At 72.1% G+C, this 19,014-nt stretch carries 17 protein-coding genes; 4 read left to right on the top strand and 13 right to left on the bottom strand.

Annotated features, from left to right (window positions below):
- Positions 1-128: 128 nt before the first annotated feature.
- Positions 129-773, bottom strand: a complete 645-nt coding sequence (locus QSK39_RS01195) for a lytic polysaccharide monooxygenase auxiliary activity family 9 protein (RefSeq protein ID WP_285475797.1) — start codon at positions 771-773, stop codon at positions 129-131.
- Positions 774-903: 130 nt separating this feature from the next.
- The gene (locus QSK39_RS01190) at positions 904-2,448 is read right to left on the bottom strand and encodes a family 43 glycosylhydrolase (protein WP_285475796.1); all 1,545 of its coding nucleotides are present in this window, start codon (positions 2,446-2,448) and stop codon (positions 904-906) included.
- 236 nt (positions 2,449-2,684) lie between these two features.
- On the opposite strand from QSK39_RS01190, the gene QSK39_RS01185 reads away from it, so the two are divergent.
- Positions 2,685-6,593: a family 78 glycoside hydrolase catalytic domain gene (locus QSK39_RS01185; RefSeq protein ID WP_285475795.1), complete on the top strand. Its 3,909-nt coding sequence runs from the start codon at positions 2,685-2,687 to the stop codon at positions 6,591-6,593.
- 19 nt (positions 6,594-6,612) lie between these two features.
- On the opposite strand, the gene QSK39_RS01180 is transcribed toward QSK39_RS01185, so the two are convergent.
- The 4 genes from QSK39_RS01180 to QSK39_RS01165 all read right to left on the bottom strand — a co-directional run bounded on the left by QSK39_RS01180 (position 6,613) and on the right by QSK39_RS01165 (position 9,630).
- Positions 6,613-7,818, bottom strand: a complete 1,206-nt coding sequence (locus QSK39_RS01180; protein ID WP_285475794.1) for an RNA polymerase sigma factor — start codon at positions 7,816-7,818, stop codon at positions 6,613-6,615.
- The gene (locus tag QSK39_RS01175) at positions 7,815-8,168 is read right to left on the bottom strand and encodes a YciI family protein (protein ID WP_285477895.1); all 354 of its coding nucleotides are present in this window, start codon (positions 8,166-8,168) and stop codon (positions 7,815-7,817) included. The genes QSK39_RS01180 and QSK39_RS01175 overlap by 4 nt, the downstream gene beginning before the upstream one ends.
- A 5-nt stretch (positions 8,169-8,173) precedes the next feature.
- Positions 8,174-8,902, bottom strand: coding sequence for a dihydrofolate reductase family protein (locus QSK39_RS01170; RefSeq protein WP_285475793.1), 729 nt, complete (start codon positions 8,900-8,902; stop codon positions 8,174-8,176).
- A gap of 122 nt (positions 8,903-9,024) precedes the next feature.
- On the bottom strand, positions 9,025-9,630 hold the full coding sequence (locus QSK39_RS01165; RefSeq protein WP_285475792.1) for a TetR/AcrR family transcriptional regulator: 606 nt from the start codon (positions 9,628-9,630) through the stop codon (positions 9,025-9,027).
- Between the two features lie 117 nt (positions 9,631-9,747).
- Between QSK39_RS01165 and QSK39_RS01160 the strand changes: the two genes are divergently transcribed.
- Entirely contained in the window at positions 9,748-10,365 is a 618-nt protein-coding gene (locus QSK39_RS01160) for a stage II sporulation protein M (protein ID WP_285475791.1), read from the top strand.
- Between the two features lie 31 nt (positions 10,366-10,396).
- On the opposite strand, the gene QSK39_RS01155 is transcribed toward QSK39_RS01160, so the two are convergent.
- Both QSK39_RS01155 and QSK39_RS01150 read right to left on the bottom strand, forming a co-directional pair.
- Complete coding sequence (locus QSK39_RS01155) at positions 10,397-10,810, bottom strand: DUF6640 family protein (RefSeq protein ID WP_285475790.1); 414 nt, start codon at positions 10,808-10,810, stop codon at positions 10,397-10,399.
- Between the two features lies 1 nt (position 10,811).
- Positions 10,812-11,156, bottom strand: a complete 345-nt coding sequence (locus QSK39_RS01150; protein WP_285475789.1) for a muconolactone Delta-isomerase family protein — start codon at positions 11,154-11,156, stop codon at positions 10,812-10,814.
- Positions 11,157-11,258: 102 nt separating this feature from the next.
- Here QSK39_RS01150 and QSK39_RS01145 point away from each other — a divergent pair, with 102 nt between their 5' ends.
- Positions 11,259-11,822 (top strand): TetR family transcriptional regulator, encoded by a 564-nt coding sequence (locus QSK39_RS01145; protein WP_285475788.1) that lies wholly within the window; start codon positions 11,259-11,261, stop codon positions 11,820-11,822.
- A 102-nt stretch (positions 11,823-11,924) separates the two neighbouring features.
- Here QSK39_RS01145 and QSK39_RS01140 read toward each other — a convergent pair whose 3' ends face one another.
- Both QSK39_RS01140 and QSK39_RS01135 read right to left on the bottom strand, forming a co-directional pair.
- Positions 11,925-13,376, bottom strand: a complete 1,452-nt coding sequence (locus QSK39_RS01140; RefSeq protein ID WP_285475787.1) for a carboxylesterase/lipase family protein — start codon at positions 13,374-13,376, stop codon at positions 11,925-11,927.
- Between the two features lie 34 nt (positions 13,377-13,410).
- Positions 13,411-14,316, bottom strand: coding sequence for an MBL fold metallo-hydrolase (locus QSK39_RS01135; RefSeq protein ID WP_285475786.1), 906 nt, complete (start codon positions 14,314-14,316; stop codon positions 13,411-13,413).
- A 138-nt stretch (positions 14,317-14,454) separates the two neighbouring features.
- Between QSK39_RS01135 and QSK39_RS01130 the strand changes: the two genes are divergently transcribed.
- Positions 14,455-15,351, top strand: a complete 897-nt coding sequence (locus QSK39_RS01130; RefSeq protein ID WP_285475785.1) for a helix-turn-helix domain-containing protein — start codon at positions 14,455-14,457, stop codon at positions 15,349-15,351.
- On the opposite strand, the gene QSK39_RS01125 is transcribed toward QSK39_RS01130, so the two are convergent.
- Genes QSK39_RS01125 through QSK39_RS01115 form a run of 3 tightly spaced genes read right to left on the bottom strand, consistent with a single transcriptional unit; the run spans position 15,325 to position 18,928 of the window.
- A complete protein-coding gene (locus QSK39_RS01125) occupies positions 15,325-16,503 on the bottom strand; it encodes a cytochrome P450 (RefSeq protein ID WP_285477894.1) in 1,179 nt (392 codons plus the stop codon). The genes QSK39_RS01130 and QSK39_RS01125 overlap by 27 nt on opposite strands.
- Positions 16,503-17,210 (bottom strand): thioesterase II family protein, encoded by a 708-nt coding sequence (locus tag QSK39_RS01120; protein WP_285475784.1) that lies wholly within the window; start codon positions 17,208-17,210, stop codon positions 16,503-16,505. The genes QSK39_RS01125 and QSK39_RS01120 overlap by 1 nt, the downstream gene beginning before the upstream one ends.
- A complete protein-coding gene (locus QSK39_RS01115; RefSeq protein WP_285475783.1) occupies positions 17,207-18,928 on the bottom strand; it encodes a non-ribosomal peptide synthetase in 1,722 nt (573 codons plus the stop codon). Before QSK39_RS01115 ends, QSK39_RS01120 begins: the two co-directional genes overlap by 4 nt.
- Positions 18,929-19,014: the final 86 nt, after the last annotated feature.

Here is a 19,014-nt window from a genome sequence, read left to right as displayed (position 1 = left end):
AATAGGTGACCCGAAAGGGCGTACCGGCTTTGCGGTGCGAACGGGGGTTTTCCGTGTGCTATTTCGAAATCGTCGATTCCGCGGGAACACCCGGCCGGTGCCGCGGGCACCGGCCGGGCGGTGCCGCGCTAGCCGAAGGTCACGTCACTGCACCACATGTAGGTCTGGTCCTGGTGTGACGCCTGCCAGATGGTGAAGACGACGTGGTGCCCGGTGTAGGCACCCGAGGTCTGCACGGTGAAGGTGATGTCCTTGGCCGGGGCGTACCGGCCGGTCTGGGTGACGAAGTCGAGGTTGCCCCAGCCGAGGCGCTGGGTGGTGGGGTCGAACCCGTTCTTGCTGATGTAGACGCGGAGGAAGTCGGCGCCGTGGCTGGCCTGGTCGTACAGGTGCATCGAGAAGCTGCTGCCGAGGGCGGTGGTCTTCCACGGTCCGGCCGCGTTCAGGGAGTTGTTGCGCGACAGGGCGTTGCTGCAGAGCTGGCCGTCGGGGGTGGCGTTCTGGAAGTTGCCGCCGAGGCCGTCCCGCAGTGCGCTCATCCAGTTCCACATGGTGTCGGCGTTGGCCTGGAAAGCTTGCCAGCACTGGGGGTCCTGTTGCTGCATGGCCGGGTTCGTGTGCTGGCTGCCCCAGTCCCGCCAGCACTGGTAGGCGCGGGTGGCGGGGCCGACGATGGTGCCGTGCGCCGAGGCGGCCGGTACCCAGAGGAACAGGCCGGCCAGAGCGGCGACGAGCACGGCGAGGACGCTTCGCCGCCGGGTGGTGGTACGCATTGATGGGCCTCCATTCGTGACGAGTGGTGGTGACCATTGGGAGCGCTCCCAGCGTGGCCGTCAGAGTAGCCGCAATCCGGTAAAACTTCAACAAACCGGACGGGTAGACGGTGGCCTGTTCCCGCGCGGGCTACTCGCTGACGCTCGTCGAGAACTTGAGCGAGCGGCCGGCCTCGGCGCGGAACGTCGAGCCGTTGTCGTTGCTGTAGGCCTCTCCGCCGCCGGGGTACGGGCTGGAGTCGTTGTACGCCAAGCCGTAGCAGCCGGTCGTGTTCGCCGAGCGGACCAGCAGGCCGTACCGTTGCCCGGCCACGACGGGGATGCCCGGCGCCACCGTGACCTCGCGCGGTGACCAGCCGATCTGCGCGGCCGGCACGACGGTGGAGCTCAGCGCGGCACCGGACGGCTGGAACGCGTCCGTCGCCCGGTAGACGCTGATTTCGAGGCCCGCGTCGGGGTTGCCGGCCTGGAAGCTCGTGTACGAGACGGCGGAGAGCCTGCCGGTCCGGCCGGCCACGAACGTCTGGAACCGCGCCACCCCGGCGCCGACGTCGCAGTACGAGCGGAACCCGCTCACGCCGTCCGCCTGGTCGACGTCCCGCGGCGGGGTCTGGTGCCCGGGCGCGCCGGTCGACAGGGTGAGGGAGAACGAGCTCCGGCAGCTGATCGGCTCGATCGCGCCGGCGGCGGTGAAGGTCAGCGGGGTCCAGAAGTAGTTCGCCAGGGCTTCGTTGCGTTGCCCGTTGTTCCAGAGGTCGCTGGCGTAGAGGTAGGTCGTGCCCGACGTCGTCGGGATCGCCGAGACGAACGCCGGTTGCCCGCCGCACGAGTCCGCGCTGATCTTCGCCGGCGCCGACCACGGGCCCAGCGGGCTCGCGGCCGTCCGGTACGACGTCCCGGTGCCCGCGCAGTACCCGCAGTTCGGGTCGGAGTAGGTCAGGTAGTAGACGCCGCCGCGCTTGAACAGGGCCGGTGCTTCGGTCTGCTGCTGGCCGAGCCGGGTGTAGTGGCCCGTTCCGGTGCGGTAGTCGCCCGAAAGCCGTTCCACGACGAGGTCGCCGTTGCTGCGCCAGTCGGTGTAGGCGAGGTACGCGGTGCCGTCCGTGTCGACGAAGACGTCGTGGTCACCGTTGTTCACCCCGCCGGCCGGAGCGTCGTTGTTCACCGCCAGCGTCGGTACCGGTGCTTCGGTGAACGGCCCGGCCGGCGACGGGCTCGTGAGCACCCGGAAGCCGACCTGGTTGTCGTAGACGTTCACCCACAGCACGTACTGCCGGGTCCGTGCGTTGTAGCCGACGTGCGGCCGGAAGCATCCGTAGGTGGCCCCGTTGCAGCGCGTCTGCCAGACGCCGGCGGGGTCGAAGAGCCGGCCCCGGTCGGTCCAGTGGACCAGGTCGGGGGAGGTGTGGACCTTGAACCCGCAGAACGGCGAAGTCGTGGCCTGCCAGGCGAACCCGCAGTCGTAGCTGGTGCCGTAGAGGTAGTACGTCCCGTTGAAAAAGGCGATCTCGCCGTCGTGGGCGTCGACCGAGTTGCCCTGGGCGTCGAACCGGATGACCTGGTGGCCCTGCGCGTCGAAGTTGGTCACGGTCGTGGTGAACGGGGACGCGCTCGCGGGGAGTGCCATGGCGAGCATCGCGACGAGCGCGAGGACGAGCGGGCGAAGGTTCCTCATGGTGGTCTCCTGCCTCGCTCATCTTCGTTGTATGAAACGATTCAACGAATGAACCTAGGTGATGCGGGTCACGGTCGTCAAGGTCGCACGGCTGATCGGGTGTCTTGTTCCGCGTCATCCGGACAGGATCGACGCCGTTCCTTGTTTCGCCGCCGCGGAGGTTGTAGAAAGCCCTTCGGTTGATTGAAACGTTTTATGCGTGTCGGGAGACGTTCATGCACCGGTCGGGAACCTCGATGAAGAGACAGGCTGTCGTGGTCGCGCTCGTGCTCGCCGCGGCGGTCGCACCCACGACCGCGTCGGCGGAGCCCGCGCACGGCGGCCCGCTGCCGCCGACGTCGCTGCGTGCCGACGGCCAGGCGTCGGACGCGGTGGCCGCCAGTCCACAGCCGACGTTCGCCTGGACGGTGAACGACACCGGACGCGCGGAAACCCAGACGGCGTACGAGATCCGTGTCGACGGACCGCGGTCCCACTGGGACTCCGGGCGCGTGCCGTCGGCGAACTCGGTCGACGTCGCCTACACCGGGCCCGCCCTCGACAGCGATCGCACCTACCAGTGGTCGGTGCGGACCTGGAACAGCGAGGGCCGGCCGTCGCCGTGGTCGGCGCCCGCGAAGGTCGACACCGGCCTGCTCCGGCCCGCCGACTGGTCCGCCTGGTGGCTGCAGGCCGACGACGGCGCGCTCGTGCGCGGCAGCTTCGACGTCACCAAGCCGGTCGCCCGCGCCCGGCTGTACCTCGGCGCCCAGGGCGTCGCCGAGCCGCACCTCAACGGCGCCCGCGTCCAGCCCGGCCGGGTGCTCGACTCCGCGGTGACCGACTACGCAGCCCGCGTGCTCTACCGCGACCTCGACGTCACGAACCTGGTCAAGCCCGGCCGCAACGCGCTCGCGTTCATGGCCGGGAAGGGCCAGTACACCGGCCGCCCGGCGCTCGTCGCGCAGCTGAACGTCACTTACACCGACGGCTCGACCGCACGCTTCGGCACCGGCCCCGGCTGGAAGGCCCACGCCGGCCCGGTCACCGGCGACGACTTCTACTACGGCGAAACCTACGACGCCCGCAAGGAGATCGCGGGCTGGGACACCGCCGGGTTCGACGCGGGAGCCTGGCCCGCCGCGCTCGCCGTGGCCCCGGCCGCCCACCGCCAGAGCCTGGCGCAGGGCAAGCCGGTCACCGCTCTCGACACGACCACCTGCTGCGGCTGGTCTCCGGCGGCCGCGACCGACGGGATCGACGGTTCGAGCGACGCGTCGGAGGGCTACCACTCGGCCATCGAATCCAGCGCCGACAGGACGAAGTGGGCGCAGGTCGACCTCGGCTCGGCGCAGCACCTCGGCTCGGTGACGCTGTTCCCGGCGCGGCCGACGAACGACCCCGCGGGGGACTTCGCCGGCGCCGGTTTCCCGGTGCGCTACCGCGTCCAGGTCAGCGACGATCCGGCGTTCGCCACCGCGACGACCGTCGCCGACCGCACGGACGCCGACCAGCCCAACCCGGGCACCGCGGCCGTCACCGTGCCCGCGGACGTCACCGGCCGGTACGTGCGGGTGACCGCGACGAAGCTCGCCTGCGCCGGGACGAGCTGCACCTTCCGGCTGGCCGAGATCGGCGTCTACGGCCCGAACCCGGCGGTGGTCGACAGCGGCGTCACGCAGCTGCTGCCCGACACCACCCCGCCGTCGGAGATTGTCGCGAACTTCAAGCCGGTCAAGGAAACCCGGCCCGCGCCGGGCGTGCGCGTCTACGACTTCGGCCAGAACCGCACCGGCCAGGCGACGCTGCGGGCCGCGCAGCCCGCCGGGACGACGGCGTCGCTGAAGAAGGGCGAGATCCTCGACGGAGGTGGCCGTGTCACGACCGCGAACATCAGCTTCGGCGGCTCCGAGCCGCCGCGGCAGACCGACCACTACACCTTCAGCGGCAACGGAACCGAGACGTACCTGCCGCACTTCAACTACGCCGGCTTCCGCTACGCCGAGCTGACCGGTGTCCCCGACGACGCCGCCGTCACCGTGACCGCGCAGGAGATCCACACCGATGTCGCCTCGACGGGCGGGTTCGACACCTCGGACCCGGGGCTCGACAAGATCCAGGCCGCCGTCACGCAGACGCAGCTGAACAACCTCGAGTCGATCCAGATGGACTGCCCGACCCGCGAGCGCCACGGCTGGCTCGGCGACGCCGCCGACTCCGACCAGGAGGCGATGGCCAACTTCGACATGCAGGCGTTCTACGCGAAGTGGCTCGGCGACATGGTGACCAGCCGGAACGCCGACGGCAGCCTGCCGTCGGTCGCGCCGGTCAACGGCCGCACGGACTGGCTCACCGACCCGGCCTGGGGTACCGCGTACCCGCAGATCATCTGGGACTCCTACACGCAGTACGGGAACGCGCAGCTGCTCGCGACCCACTACGACCACGTCAAGGCGTGGGTCGACTACCTCGGCACGATCAGCGACGCCGACCACGTCGTCGTCAACCCGCCGACGTCGTGGGGCGACGACTGGCTTTCGACAGTCAGCACGCCGCACGGTTACTTCCAGACCGGCTTCTCCTACCTCGACGCGCAACTGCTCGCGAAGATGGCCGGAGCACTGGGCAAGCAGGCCGACGCCACGAAGTACACCGCACTCGCCGGGCAGATCGCGACGGGCTTCCTCAAGCGGTTCTACTCCGCCGACACCGGCGTCTTCGGCACCGGGACGCAGCTGTCCTACGCCCTGCCGCTCGTGTTCGGGCTCGTCCCGGCCGGGCGTGAGCAGTCCACAGTGGACCGGCTGGTCGCCGACGTCGCCGCGCACCAGAACCACGTCACGACCGGCTTCGTCGGCACGACGCTGGTGTTCCAGGCGCTGGGCAAATACCAGCGCAACGACGTCGCGCTCGCCATCGCCCAGCGCACCGACTACCCGAGCTTCGGGTACATGGTGAACCAGGGACCGGGGACGATCTGGGAGAAGTGGGACAACTCCTCGGCGCCGGACGGCACGTCGTCGAAGGACCACATCGGACTCGGCGGCGCGGTCGGCCAGTGGTTCCAGCAGCAGCTGGCCGGGATCCAGCCCGGCACGCCCGGCTGGCGCGAGTTCACCCTCGCGCCCGCCGTCGCCGGGAACCTCACCCACGTGACGGCGCAGCAGCAGACCGTGCGGGGGACCGTGGTGAGTTCCTGGCGGCGCGACGGCAGCACCCTCACCTACCACGCGACGGTCCCGGTCGGGGCGAAGGCGACGATCCGGCTGCCGCTGCTCGGCGGCAAGCAGTCGTCGGTCCGCGAGAGCGGGCGGACGATCTTCGCCGACGGGCACGCGGCCCAGCCCGACCCCGGCCTGACGGTCGGCCGCGCCGACGACGAGACGCTCACCCTGACCGCCGGTTCGGGGGACTACACGTTCACCGTGACGCCGCCGCGCACGCCGTTCACCCGGCTCGCGCTCACCACGGGCACGCCCGCCGCGATCACCGCGGGCGGCAGCGGCGACGTCCCGGTGGTCATCGAAGGCCGGTCCACAGTGGACGCGCAGGCGACGCTCGGCGCGCAGGTCCCGGCGGGCTGGACCGTGACGGCCACCCCGGCGGGAATCCCGTTGACCCCGGCCACTTCCGAGACGCCGGCGACCGTGCGGATCACCGTGCCCGCGGGCGTCAAGAGCGGCCTGTACCCGGTGACGCTGACCGTGAAGGCCCCTCGCGGCGGGGAAGCGAAGACGACGGTGAACGTGCCGGTGTTCGGCAGCTGGGCGAGCGGGACGACGGCGTCGGCGTCGAGCGAGCACGCGCCGAACGTCGTCGACGGCGCGACCCGCACCTACCTGGCGTCGAACGCGATCGACCACGACCTGGCGACGTTCTGGAACGACGACACCGACAGCCGGTACCCGGACACCCTCACCGTCACGGCCCCCGCTGCGACCGCGTTGACCGGCGTCGGCTTCGCGTCCAACCCGGACGGCGTCCCGACCGACTTCACCGTGCAGACCTGGGACGGCGCCCAGTGGGCCGACCAGGTCCACGTCACCGGCAACACCGCCGTCTACCGGTGGATCCCGTTCCCGGCGCCGGTGACGACGGCCCAGGTGCGGATCGTCGTCGCGGCCGCGCAGAACAGCTTTTCGAGGATCGCGGAGGTGACACCGTGACGCGGCGGGGAGCGCGCGCTCACCCCAGCCGCGCGGCGCGGGTCAGGAGGTGGCGCCGCTCCGGTTCGCTGGTGGTGCGCCGGGCCGCTTCCCGGTAGCCGGCGCGCGCCGCGTCGTGGTCGCCGGCCAGCTCCAGCAGGTGGGCCCGCACGGACACGAGGTGGTGGGAGGCGGCGATGCGCTCGTCGGCCGAGACGGCGTCGAGCAGGGCCAGCCCGGCCGCGGGGCCGTGGACCTCGGCCACCGCCACCGCCCGGTTGAGCGTCACCGTCGGGTTGGGGGCCACGCGCTCCAGAACCGTGTAGAGGGCCAGGATCTGCGGCCAATCGGTGACGCCGGCGGCGGGTGCCTCGTCGTGGACGGCGGCGATGGCGGCCTGGAGCTGGTACGGGCCGAGGGGGCCGCCGGCCAGGGCGGCGGTCACGAGGGCCACGCCCTCGGCGATGGCCTCGGTGTTCCAGAGCGTCCGGTCCTGCTCGCTCAGCGGCACCAGCGAGCCGTCCGCGGCGGTGCGGGCCCGGCGGCGGGCGTCGGTGAGCAGCAGCAGGGCCAGGAGCCCGGCCACCTCGCCGTCGCCGGGGACCAGCCGGTGCAGCTCGCGGGCCAGCCGGATGGCCTCGGCCGTCAGCTCGGCCCGCACCAGCCGCGTCCCCGACGTGGCCGTGTAGCCCTCGTTGAAGACGAGGTAGACGACGTGGAGCACGACGCCGAGCCGCTGCGCCCGCTCGGCCGGCGGTGGCAGGTCGAAGCCGGCCCCGGCCGCCTTGATGCGTTGCTTGGCCCGGCTGATGCGCTGCGCCATGGTCGCCTCGGGCACGAGGAAGGCCCGGGCGATCTCGGCGGTCGACAGGCCGCCGACGGCCCGCAGGGTCAACGCGATCTGCGACGACGGGGTCAGCGCCGGGTGGCAGCACAGGAACAGCAGCGTGAGGGTGTCGTCGCCGGCCTGCACCTCGCCACCGGCGGGCGGCGTGCGCAGGGCATCGGCCTCCTCCCGCCGGCGGCGAGCGGCGTCGCTGCGCACCTGGTCGGCGAGGCGGCGCGAGGCCACGGTCACCAGCCACGCCCGGGGGCTCTCCGGCCACCCCTCGACCGGCCACTGGGCCGCGGCGGCCAGCAGCGCCTCCTGGACGGCGTCCTCGCAGGCGTCGAACCGGCCGTAGCGGCGCACCAGCACCCCGAGCACTTCCGGGACCAGCCGCCGGACGGCCTGCCAGTCGTTCACGGCCCGACGTTGGCCTCGTGCATGAGCGGCCGGACCTCGACACCCCAGTGGCGCGCCGACGGGTTGCGGGCCGCGATCTCCAAGGCTCGTTCCAGGCTGTCGCAGTCGAGGATCGTGAAGCTGCCCAGGAACTCCTTGGCCTCGGCGAAGGGGCCGTCGGTCACCACCGGCGTCCCGTCGGCGACCCGGACCATCTTGGAGTTCATCTGGTCGGCCATCCCGTAGGCGCCGACCAGCTCACCGGACTCGAACAGCTCCTGGTTGAGGGCATCGGTCTCGCGGATGAGCTCGGCGAGGGCGTCCGCACCGATCGAGGTGAAGGCTTCCTCGTTGCCGTAGATCAGCAGCATGTACTTCACAGCGCGCTCCTCTGCTCCGCCTGGGACGGTCCGACCAGCTCGCCGCCGGCCCCGCGATCGTCCAAGACCAGTTTCGACCGCCCGGTGACGGTATAGCGGATGTGGGTGACCCCGGGCGACTCGACGACCCGGGCCGGGACCAGCTCGATGCCGTCGTCGGCACCGAGGCCGAGGCCGGGCCCGAACAGGCGTTGCCCCTCACCCAGCAGCACGGGCGCGATGTGCAGCTCGAGCTGCTCGAGCAGCCCGGCGGCCAGCACCTGGCGCAGCAGCTCCCCACCCCCGGCCACGGCGACGTCCTTGCCCCCGGCGGCGTCCCGCGCCAGCTCGACGGCCCGCTCGACCCCGTCGGTGACGAAGGTGAAGGAGGTGCCACCCCGGCGTTCGAGCACCTCCCGCGGACGGTGGGTGACGACGAACACCGGGGCGTGGAACGGCGGCTCGTCACCCCAGGGGAGCTCACCGGCGTCGAACATCCGCCGTCCCATGACATAGGCCCCGGCGGAGGCGAACATCTCCTCGACGACGTCCGAGTCGACCGACCGTTCACCCCCGGCAAAGCCCTGCCGCTCCCGCCAGGCGGCGGCATCGACGGCCCACCGGGTGACCCGGAAGAACCCGGGCGCTTCGGGACCCTGCATCCAGCCGGTCACCTCATCGGCAGCCCGCGGCCCGGTGTAGAAGCCATCGACGGACACCGACATCTGGGCGGTCACCTTGGTCATGGTGCGTGCTCACATTTCGTGGGTGGCGGCCCTGCCGGCCGCGCGAGTGCCCCTGAGTCGGAGCCGATCACCGGTTCTCGACATGCGCCGGCGAGAAATCTTCGCGCCCGGCGAGAGCGCCGTCAGAACCGGGAACCGAGGACGTGGTCGACCGCCGCGTGGAGGGTCTCGGTTTCGGTGGCCAGGATCGATTCCTCGGAGGGCAGCGCCCTCGCGATGGACAGTCCGTTGAGCACGGTCACCAGGAACCTGGCACGCCGGCTGTCGTCGCCCTCGGCGAGTGCGCCTTCGCTGCGCAGGACGGTCAGCCAGTACTCGACCCGGCGTTGCGCCTCCCGCTCGATCGAGAGGTACGCCGCGCGGCTCTCCTCGGTCGGTTCGGGCTCGATGTACGTCCTGAAGATCTCGCCCCAGCCGGCCCGTGCCTGCTCGCCCACGCCGGCGAGAGCGAGGACTTGGCGGAGGCAGTCGATCAGCCGGTCCCGCGCCGGTGTGGAGCGGTCGTGGATTCGGTCGTCGGGGGCGATCACGTCGTAGATGCCGGCGAGCACGGCGTCCTGCAGCACGCGCTGCGTCGGGAAGTGGTACCGGAGCGAGCCGGTGCTCACCCCGGCCCGCGCCGCGACCGCGCGCACGCTGAGCCGCGCGCCCTGGTTCTCCCCGAACATCGCCATGGCCGCCCGAAGAATCCGGTCCCGGCTGCCGGTCCCCGTCTCCTGCTCCGCCATGGGCACCTCCTCTAACACACTGTACTAGCACGCTGTGCTACTGTCGCGGCCGACCCGCTCTAGTACAGTGTGTTAGAGCGGCTGACATGCGGTTTCCTCGACGAATGGACGTAAACCATGTCTCGCCTCCGCGGGCCGTTCCAGCTCATCCGCGCCGATCTCCGGGCGTACCTCCTCGTCAACGTCTTCGTCTACGGAGTGCTGCTCCTCGGCATGGCCGTGGGGACGCTCTTCCCGAGCTTGCACGCCGCGCGGGTCGCTTCGTTCGCGGGCGGCGGGCAGGGGGCGCTCGTCAACGCGGTGGTCGGCAACGGGTGGGTGTTCGGCGCGGTCATCTTCCTCGTCAACGTGTTCCCGACCGCGCTGCTGCTCATCACGCTCCCGTCGCTCGTGGTCCCGTTCGCCGGGCTGGCCGTTTTCGCGATCAAGACGATCGACCTGGGCATCACGCTCGCCCCCGTCGACGCGACTTCGCGGCTGACCCTCATCCCGCATTCCCTGACGCTGCTCATCGAGTTCCAGGCGTACGCGCTCGTGATGTTCGGCGCGTACCTGCTCGGCAGGTCCTGGCTCCGGCCCGCGACGGTCGAGGCCCCCACCCGCCGCCAGGGTTACGTGCGCGGCTTGGCGAGCCTCGGCCGCCTCTGGCTCCCGGCGCTCGCGCTGTTCTTCCTCGGAGCGGTGTACGAGGCCGTCGAGATCTATTTCCTCGTGCCGCTGGTGCTCGGAGCCTGAAGCAGCCGGGCCGGCAGGTGTCACCGCACCGTCATGCTCGGCTGATCCGGTAGCGATCGAGCGAATAGCCGAGCAGGATCAGCCCGAGACTCGGCAGCGTGTATTTGAGCTGCGGCCAGTTGTCTTCGCGGGGCGGGTCGACGCTGGCGGTTCCCGGGTAGAGCGCGGCGGAAAGCTGGGTGAGCCCGTACAGGCTCGCGATGACGGCCGCGCTGTCCAGCGACTCGCGCGACCGGCCCGGCTTCCACAAGTGGTACAGGGCCGCCAGCCCCAGTGCGGTGCCCATGCTCATGGTTTGGGCGTTGTGGAACTTGGCGTGGGGCGGCCACGCGGGATTGTGGATGTGCGTCTCGTTCCAGTCGGCGACGTACGAGCCGATCATGGTCCCCACCGCGGACAACGAAATGAGCACCTTGCCGAACGGGAACGCCTTGAGCTTCGCCATCCTATTCTCCGGTGGATCGCAGAGGTGAATTCGCGGCGGAGAATCGCGCCCGGTGGGCGGCTTCCGCGGGGTCCGGGGGCGTGGTCGGGTAGACGTCGGCGTCGAAGAACCTGGCGAAAGGCAGCGTCGCCAGTGTCTCGGCGACCTGCTTTTCGTCGTCGGCGATGACCTCGATGAACGTCGCTCCCCGGGCGGGGGAGACGTAGTGGGCGCCGACCCGCCCGGCCGAGCGCAGCACCTCCAGCTGTTTGTGCTCGTCATCCCGCAGCGCGGCGAATTCCGCGAGGTCCGTGTCGTCGCGCAGCATTGCGACGACCATGAACGTGGTGCTCGTGGTCGGTGGCATGGCCTGTCCCTTCTCGCAGTGATGTCATCAGCTGACATCACCATAGCACGCTGATGTCAGCCGATGACATCACTGCGGATGCGGCAGCACTAAACTCGCGGGATGGGACGATGGGAGCCGGGAGCCGGCGGCCGACTGCGTGAGGCCGCGCTGAACCTGTACCTCGAACGCGGCTTCGAGCAGACCATGGTGGCCGACATCGCCGAACGGGCCGGCGTGACGGCCCGCACCTTCTTTCGCTACTTCGCCGACAAGCGCGAGGTCCTCTTCGACGCCGCGGCCGAGCTGGAGGAGAAGTCACTGGCCGCGCTGGAGGCGGCGCCCGCCACGGCTTCGCCCCTCGAAGCCGTGGCGGCCGCGCTCGACGCCGTGGCGGCGATCATCGGGCACGACCGTGCCCTCGCCCGGACGCGGCACGCGGTGATCACGGCCAACGCCGATCTCCGAGAACGTGAGCTGATCAAGCTCGCCCACATGTCAGCCGCCCTCGCCGACGGACTTCGACGACGGGGCATCGGCGACGCCGAGGCCAGCCTGGCCGCCGAAACCGGCTCGGCGGTGTACCGGGTCGCGTTCCAGCGCTGGGTCGACGCCGACGACCTCGACCTGCGCGAGGCCATCGACCAGTCGTTCGCCCAGCTGCGAACCCTGACCGCATCGGACTGACCCGGCCGCTCGGCCCGCGCCCGGCGGCCGGCTTTCCGGACCGAGGGCACCCGGCCGGCCGTGTGGCTCGGGCTTCGAGCAGCGGTGGAACTGTCTGAGCGGTCACTCGCCGGCGGTGCCGCCCAAGACTTCCCGTCGCGGTCGCTGCGGGTCGTACGCTGCCCATCCGGGGTCGCCGTGGGTTGCGAACGCAACCCAAGCGCCGTGCACGCGGGCCGCCAGCCCGGCGGGCGCCGGGTCGGGACCGAGGAGGCCGGTGTCGCCGTGCAGCCATGGTTCGTCGGCGATGTCGAAGACGAACGGCAGCTCGACCGTGTGGGCGGCGCCCAGCCGCCCGCCCGAAGCCGTCGAGCGGTAGCCGAACGAATAGGCGTACGTGCGGCCGCCGGACAGCCGGGCGTGGGTCTCGATCATCCGGGCCGTACCGGCTTCGAAGAGAGCTTCGCCGAGCACCGCGGAGCGCAGTTCGCCCGGGGTCGCTCCCGGCCGGGCCGCCCGATGGGCCGCGACGACGGCGGCGGGATCCGCGTGGACCTTCGCCGCGACGGCGAGCACGTCGTCGTCCATTGTGGACTCCAGCTTGCCCTGCGGTACCAGGTAGAGGTGCCCCTCTTCGGTGGTGGTGCCGATGAGCAGGCCGACCTCTCCGGCCGGCCCTTCGGCCAGGGCATCGGCCGGCTGCACGGGCCGGACCGGGGCGAACGGGCTCAGCCCGGCGAGCGGGTCCGTGGCCGTCGCCGTCCGCAGGTCGATCCCCGCGAGGGCCGGGAGGATCTCGAGGAACCGCTCGTCCGGGATCTCGGCGAAGGCCTCCGCGGTGGGCCGCACACCCAGCGCCCGCGCGGCCGCGTCCGTGACCCGTCGCGCCTGCTCGGGGGTGAACGCGCCGGTGCCGCTGCCGCTCTGGACGATCGCGCGCCGGAACAGCCCCTTGGCCGCCGGCGTCGCCAGCAGGGCTCCGGTGATCGTGGCACCCGCGGACTGGCCGCACAGCGTGACGTTCCCGGGATCGCCGCCGAACGCCGCGATCGTGTCCCGCACCCAGCCGAGCGCGGCGAGCACGTCGAGCAGCCCGCGGTTGGCGGGGGCGCCCGCCAGGTCGAGGAAGCCGGGGACGCCGACGCGGTAGTTCACCGTCACCAGCACGACGCCGTCGCGCGCGAACGCCCGGCCGTCGTAGAGCGCGGCGCGGGTCGAGCCGGTGACGAACCCGCCGCCGTGCACGAAGACCAGGACCGGCCGCTTCCCGCCGTCGGTGCCGGGCGTCCGGATGTCGACGGTCAGGTACTCGTCGCCGCGCACCCAGCCCGGCCCGAAGTAGGGGGTCATGTCGAGCCCGCCGAAGTCCCGGGCCGGCTGCGGTGCGGTCGGTCCGGGCGCGGTGGCGTCCCGGACACCAGTCCAGCCGGGGTGGGGCATCGGCGGCGCGAAGCGGCCGGCGCCCGTCGGTGCCGCCGCGTACGGGACGGCGCGGTAGAGCTCGCCGAACCGGTCACGGACGCCGCGCACGGCACCGGCCGGGGTGCCGACGATCGGATCTGCCTGCTGGGACACGGGAAACGCTTCCTCTCGTGGGCTGCTGCCGGGCTCAGGCGATGCGGGAGAACCCCGCCCACTCCTTGATGGCGAACTTCGATCCGGCCCGCTCGACCTCGGCGCCACCCTGGCCGCCGAGGTGCGCGGGGAAGACGAGCGCGTTGTCCTCGGCCGCGCGGCCGAGGAGCTTGTGCCGCGTCGCCCGGGCCTCGGCCGGGTCCTCGCAGAAGCAGGAGTTCGTCTCCGGCTCCACGAATTGCAGCGGGGTGTGCACCAGATCGCCGACGAACAGCGCGCGGTCCCCGCCCGACTCCAGCGTCAGCACGGACGACCCGGGGGTGTGGCCCGGCGCGAGATCCAGCCGGAGGTTCCCGTCGATCCGGTAAGAGCCGTCCCACAGGTGGGTCAGCCCGGCTTCGTGCACCGGGGCGACGCTGTCTTCGAAGACGTTCTGGTTTCCGCGGCCCAGCAACGGTTTGTGACCGTTGGCCGGGTTCCAGAAGTCGAAGTCCTGCCGGGTCATGAGGTAGGTGGCGTTCGGGAAGGTCGGTACCCAGGTGCGGCCGTCGAGGTGGGTGTTCCAGCCGACGTGGTCGATGTGCAGGTGGGTGTTGACGACGACGTCGACGTCTTCGGGCCGGACCCCGGCGGCGGCGAGGTTGTCCAGGAATTTCGTGTCCAGCCGGCTCCAGACGGGCGCGTAGGGGCGGTCCTTGTGGTTGCCCACCCCGGTGTCGACGAGGATCGTCCGGCCTTCGCTGCGCAGCAGCCAGGTCTGGATCGCCGAGACGCACTCGCCGGTCTCGGGATCCAGGAAGTCCGGGGCGAGCCAGTTCCGGTGCTCGTCCCAGGCACCGTCGGGGCTCTCGGGGAAGAACTCGCCGGGGCCCATCTCGACCGAGCCGTAGTACTCCTTGATGCGGGTGACGGTCACGTCGCCCAGCGTGATCTGATCCATGGTCGCTCCTCGGGAATCGCGGGCCGCAGCCCGAACGAGGTCGAGCCTGATCGGGTCCGCGCGGGCCGGCCAGCCCCGCGTTGTCGTACCCCCGGCAGGGTGTGGCTGAGCGGTGCCGTGCGCGGGGATAGTGGGGTGATGGACGGATCGAGCCCGCTCGGCGACTTCCTGCAAGCACGGCGGGCCAGGCTGCGCCCGGAAGACGTGGGCCTGCGCGACCTCGGGCCGCGCCGGCGCGTGGCAGGGCTGCGCCGGGAGGAGCTGGCGCAGCTGGCGGGCGTCAGCGTGTCCTACTACACCCGGCTCGAACAGGGCCTGTCCCGGGGCGCGTCGGCGGAGGTGCTCGACGCGATCGCCGGCGCCCTGCTGCTCGACGAGCACGAGCGGGACCACCTGGAACGGCTCGCCGGGGCCTCCCGCCGGGTACCGCGGGTGCGCCGGCCGCGCCCCGAGAAGGTCGCCGACGAGACGCGCGACCTGATGCGCTCCTTCGACGGCGTCCCGGCGCTCGTCCTCGGCCGGCGCACGGACGTGCTGGCGTGGAACCCCCTCGGCCACGCCCTGCTCGCCGGCCACGTGGACCCGCTGAGCCCGGAGGACCCCGCGCGCCGGCCGAACATGAGCCGGATGGTGTTCCTGGACCCGCATTGCCGGGAGCTCTACGGGGACTGGCGGCGGAAGGTGCGCGCCGTCGTGGGCAACCTGCGGATCGCCGTCGGCCGTCATCCGGAGGACCGGCTGCTCGCCGAGCTGATCGGCGAGCTGACGATGAAGAGCCCCGAATTCGTGGCGTTGTGGGGCGACCACCGCGTGACGCCGTGCGATGCCGCCACCTACGAGCTGCACCACCCGGTCGTCGGCGCGGTGACGGTCACCCAGCAGACCCTGGCCCTCCTGCGGTCGCCGGGCCAGACCGTCGTGGTGTGCACGACGCCCGCCGGGTCACCGTCGGAGGAGGCCCTGGCGTTGCTGCGGCAGGTGGGCGGGAGCGGGGGACGGGCGCGACGATCAGGCGGAGTGCAGGCGCACCGGTAGTTCGCGCACGCCCCAGGTGAAGTTCGACGCCGTATAACGCGGCTCGCCCACGATGTCCACAGTGGCCACGCGGTTCAGCAGTTCCTCCAGGAACACCGTCAGTTCCAGGCGGGCGAGACGCGCCCCCAGGCACTGGTGGCGGCCGCCGCCGAAGGCGAGGTGGCGGTTGGGTGTGCGGTCCACCCGGAAGCGTGCCGCGTCGCCGAACTCGGCGTCGTCGCGGTTGGCCGAGACGTTCCACAGCGTCACCCGGTCGCCTTCGGCGATGTCGACGCCGCCGATCGTGGTGGGCGCGGTCGCGGTGCGCAGCACGTGCACGCCGGGGGTGGTCCAGCGCAGGACCTCCTCGACCGCACTCGGCAGCAGCGCGCGGTCGGTGCGCAGCGCCGCCCACTGGTCCGGGTGCTCGATCAGCGCCAGCACGGCACCGGCCGCGGAGTAGCGCGTGGTTTCGTTGCCACCCGCGAGGACACCGTTGCAGTTCACCACGATCTCGGTGTCGGTCAGCGGCCGCTTCGCACCGTCCGATGTGGACCGCTCGTCGGCGGCGATGCGGCTGACGAAGTCGTCGCCCGGGTTGTCCCGGCGGTCGAGCACCAGTTCCGAGAAGTACAGGAAGATCTCCGCGTGCGCGGCGAGCCTGCTCTGTTCGTCCTCGCCCTCGAAGGCGTCGTTCATCGTGCCGCCGAGCCAGTCCCACTCCTCGCGCGGCACGCCCATCAGCGCGCACACCACGCGCGTCGGCAGCCGGCGCGCGGTCTCCACGAGATCCACCTCCCCCGCGGCGAGGGCGTCGTCGAGCAGGCCGCGCACCACGGTGCGCACCAGGTCCTCCGCGTGCGGGATCGCGGAAGGGGAGAAACCCTTGGCGAGCACCGTCTTCAGCTGCGCGTGGTCCGGCTGGTCGGAGACGATCAGCATCTGCCCGGTCACGGCGTCCACCGCGGTCGGGTTGGTGCCCAGCCGCATCCCGTGCCGGGAGCTGAACCCGGCCGCGTCGCGGTAGACCGACAGCACGTCGGCGTAGCGGGTGACGACCCAGAAGCCGCCACGGGAGTCGGGGTGCCGGCTCACCGGGTCGTGCTCGCGCAGCCACGCGAAGTGCGACCAGAACTCGGTGCCGGCGAAGCTCAGGTCGTCGGTCAGGTCCATCAGCACAGCAGGCTCCCCAGCGCGGGCACGGTCTCGTCGGCGAGGTCGGTCAGGAAGGTGTGGCCCCCGGCGAAGGACCGCCGGGTGGTGCCGGCGGTGCTGTAGCCGGCCCAGCCGTCGAGCAGGTGCCCGGGCACCACCGCGTCCTGATCGCCGGACCAGGCGTGGATCGGGCAGTCCACTGTGAACTGTTCGGCGAGGACGTGGGTGTCGGCGAGCTTGTCGTCCCGGCGCAGCACGTCGAGCAGGAACTCCTGGCTGTCCTCGTCGAGGTCGCGGAGCTCGGGCGGGCCGGAGACGAACAGGTCGCGCAGGATCTGCTCGTCGATGACCAGGTGCTCGGCGGCCGACCGGTTGCCCGGGGGTTCGGTCGCGGCGAGCACGAGCGCATCCGGCCCGGTCGCCCGCGCGAGTTCGTAAGCGAGCAGACCGCCGAAGCTCTCTCCGACGATGACGAGCGGCGCGCCCGCCCGCAGCTCGGCGAGGTCCGCGGCGACGGCGTCGACGGCTTCGGCGAAGGTCGCGGGATGTTCTTCGGCGAACCGGTTCTCCCGCCCGGGCAGTTGCACGCCGACCACGGAGACGGCCAGCCCGAGCCGGGCTTGCCAGGTGCGGAACCGGCTGCAGCCGGCGCCACCGGGCGGCGCGCAGACCAGAGTCGGGCGGCCGGCGGGGGACGGGTGCCACGGCACCACCCAGGCGCTCATGCGGACACCTCGGCGAGCCGGTCCAGCTCCGCGGCCAGCGCGGCCGGGTTGGGGTTGCCCAGCAGCAACGGGATCGACGCCCGCAGCCCGGTCCGCTTGCGCAGCGCGGCGACCATCCGGGCGGCCAGCAGCGAGTGGCCGCCGAGCTCGAAGAAGTCGGCGGCCACGTCGGTCACCGGCTGGTCCAGCACCTCGGCGAAGACGGCGCAGACCTCGTGTTCGCGGTCGGTGGCCGGCGCCCGGCCCGCGGGCCGGGCCGCGTCGGCGGCCAGCGCGAGCGCCGCCCGGTCGACCTTGCCGCGGTCGTCGTAGGGCAGCGCGGGCACGAAGTCCACTGTGGACGGGAGCATGTGCTCCGGCAGGAACGTCCGGCAGTGCTCGCGCACGAGCAGGGCGCCGGCGACCGGGTCGTGCCCGTCGGCGAGCACGGCGGCGACGCCGAGGGTGCCGCCCGCGGTCCGCACGAACGCCGTCGCCGCGAGCACCGCCGGCAGCTGCTCGACTACCCGCTCGAGCTCGCCGAGCTCGATCCGGAACCCGCGCACCTTGACCTGGGTGTCGAGCCGGCCGAGGAACTCGAGCTGCCCGTCCGGGCGGGCGATGACCTCGTCGCCGGTGCGGAACAGCCGCTCGCCGTCCACGGTGACGAACCGGCGCGCGGTGAGCTCCGGGTCGCCGCGGTAGCCCCGGGCGAGCGCGGGACCGCCGAGGCACAGCTCGCCGCGGGCGCCCGCGGGCACCGGCCGCAGGTCGTCGTCGAGCACCCGGGCCAGGTAGCCGGGCAGCGGGCGCCCGATGGTCGTGACGTCGTCGCCGCGGGCGCTGTCGGCGCACGTCGCGGCGATCGTGGCCTCGGTGGGGCCGTAGACGTTCAGCACCCGGTGCCGGGCCAGCAGCACTTCGAGCAGCCCGCGCGGGCAGTGTTCCCCGGCGACCACCACGACCTCGGCGCCGGCGAGCGCGTCGGCGCAGGAAGCCAGCAGGGACGGGGTGAGGCTGGCCGTGCGCGGCGCGACCGCGGCGATCCGGCCCGCGAGGTCGACGTGCTCGCCGTCGTCGGCGAGGTCGAGGATCGCCGTGCCGACGCCGTTCAGCAGGTGCAGCAGCACGCACCAGAGCCAGCCGTCGAACGCGGGCGAGAGGGGGTTGATGCCCAGGCCGCCCGGTCCGATGTGGAGGGTGCGCATGGCGTCCAGCGCGGTTTCCAGGCCCGCGTAGGTGACTTCGACGGCCTTCGGCCGCCCCGCGCTGCCCGAAGTGTGGATGAGGTAGGCGATCTCGCCCGCGGCCGCGGCGAACGGCCCGCCCCGGGCGCTTTCGGGGTCGAGCACGGGCAGGTCGGCCGGCGCGCCGGGAGGCCGCTTCCCGAGGAGCACGGACACGCCGTCGAGCGCCTCGGCGGTCCGCGCGGCCGGGTGCCGCTCGTCCAGCGGCACCGCCGTCGCCCCGAGGCGCCACACGGCGAGCAGGCTCGCCACGGCCAGCCGGGACCGTCCGGTGGTCAGCGCGACCGCGGTGCCCGGCCCCGCCCCGGCGGCCGCCAGCGCCCCGGCGATCGCCGTCGTCCGCTCGGCGAGGCCGGCGAAGTCGAGCACGCCGTCCGGCGCGGAGCACGCCGTGGCGGTGGGCCGCTCGGCCGCCCACCGCTCGACGACGTCCTCCAGCAACCCGATGCCCCTGCTTCGGGCGGCGTTCACCGGCAACGCGAGATCCGTCATCGTGCTGGAATCCATTCTTTCGGACGCGACAATGAAAGCGGCTGATGATCGCTGGCGAAACTACGGTGAGATCGCGGCCGAAGCAA

The sequence above is a fragment of the Amycolatopsis sp. NBRC 101858 genome, assembly GCF_030269325.1.
GTDB classification, from domain to species: domain Bacteria; phylum Actinomycetota; class Actinomycetes; order Mycobacteriales; family Pseudonocardiaceae; genus Amycolatopsis; species Amycolatopsis ponsaeliensis.
Note: the sequence above shows the minus strand (reverse complement) of the source record. Positions and strands in the feature narration are given on the sequence as shown.

Excerpts from the sequence above, each read along its gene's own strand:
- QSK39_RS01145 (WP_285475788.1), top strand. The coding sequence starts at position 11,259 with ATGGGACGATGGGAGCCGGGAGCCGGCGGCCGACTGCGTGAGGCCGCG.
- QSK39_RS01135 (WP_285475786.1), bottom strand. The coding sequence starts at position 14,316 with ATGGATCAGATCACGCTGGGCGACGTGACCGTCACCCGCATCAAGGAG.
- QSK39_RS01165 (WP_285475792.1), bottom strand. The coding sequence starts at position 9,630 with ATGGCGGAGCAGGAGACGGGGACCGGCAGCCGGGACCGGATTCTTCGG.
- QSK39_RS01120 (WP_285475784.1), bottom strand. The coding sequence starts at position 17,210 with ATGAGCGCCTGGGTGGTGCCGTGGCACCCGTCCCCCGCCGGCCGCCCG.
- QSK39_RS01160 (WP_285475791.1), top strand. The coding sequence starts at position 9,748 with ATGTCTCGCCTCCGCGGGCCGTTCCAGCTCATCCGCGCCGATCTCCGG.
- QSK39_RS01190 (WP_285475796.1), bottom strand. The coding sequence starts at position 2,448 with ATGAGGAACCTTCGCCCGCTCGTCCTCGCGCTCGTCGCGATGCTCGCC.
- QSK39_RS01150 (WP_285475789.1), bottom strand. The coding sequence starts at position 11,156 with ATGCCACCGACCACGAGCACCACGTTCATGGTCGTCGCAATGCTGCGC.
- QSK39_RS01115 (WP_285475783.1), bottom strand. The coding sequence starts at position 18,928 with ATGACGGATCTCGCGTTGCCGGTGAACGCCGCCCGAAGCAGGGGCATC.
- QSK39_RS01185 (WP_285475795.1), top strand. The coding sequence starts at position 2,685 with ATGAAGAGACAGGCTGTCGTGGTCGCGCTCGTGCTCGCCGCGGCGGTC.
- QSK39_RS01125 (WP_285477894.1), bottom strand. The coding sequence starts at position 16,503 with ATGGACCTGACCGACGACCTGAGCTTCGCCGGCACCGAGTTCTGGTCG.
- QSK39_RS01175 (WP_285477895.1), bottom strand. The coding sequence starts at position 8,168 with ATGCTGCTGATCTACGGCAACGAGGAAGCCTTCACCTCGATCGGTGCG.
- QSK39_RS01195 (WP_285475797.1), bottom strand. The coding sequence starts at position 773 with ATGCGTACCACCACCCGGCGGCGAAGCGTCCTCGCCGTGCTCGTCGCC.
- QSK39_RS01130 (WP_285475785.1), top strand. The coding sequence starts at position 14,455 with ATGGACGGATCGAGCCCGCTCGGCGACTTCCTGCAAGCACGGCGGGCC.
- QSK39_RS01155 (WP_285475790.1), bottom strand. The coding sequence starts at position 10,810 with ATGGCGAAGCTCAAGGCGTTCCCGTTCGGCAAGGTGCTCATTTCGTTG.
- QSK39_RS01170 (WP_285475793.1), bottom strand. The coding sequence starts at position 8,902 with ATGACCAAGGTGACCGCCCAGATGTCGGTGTCCGTCGATGGCTTCTAC.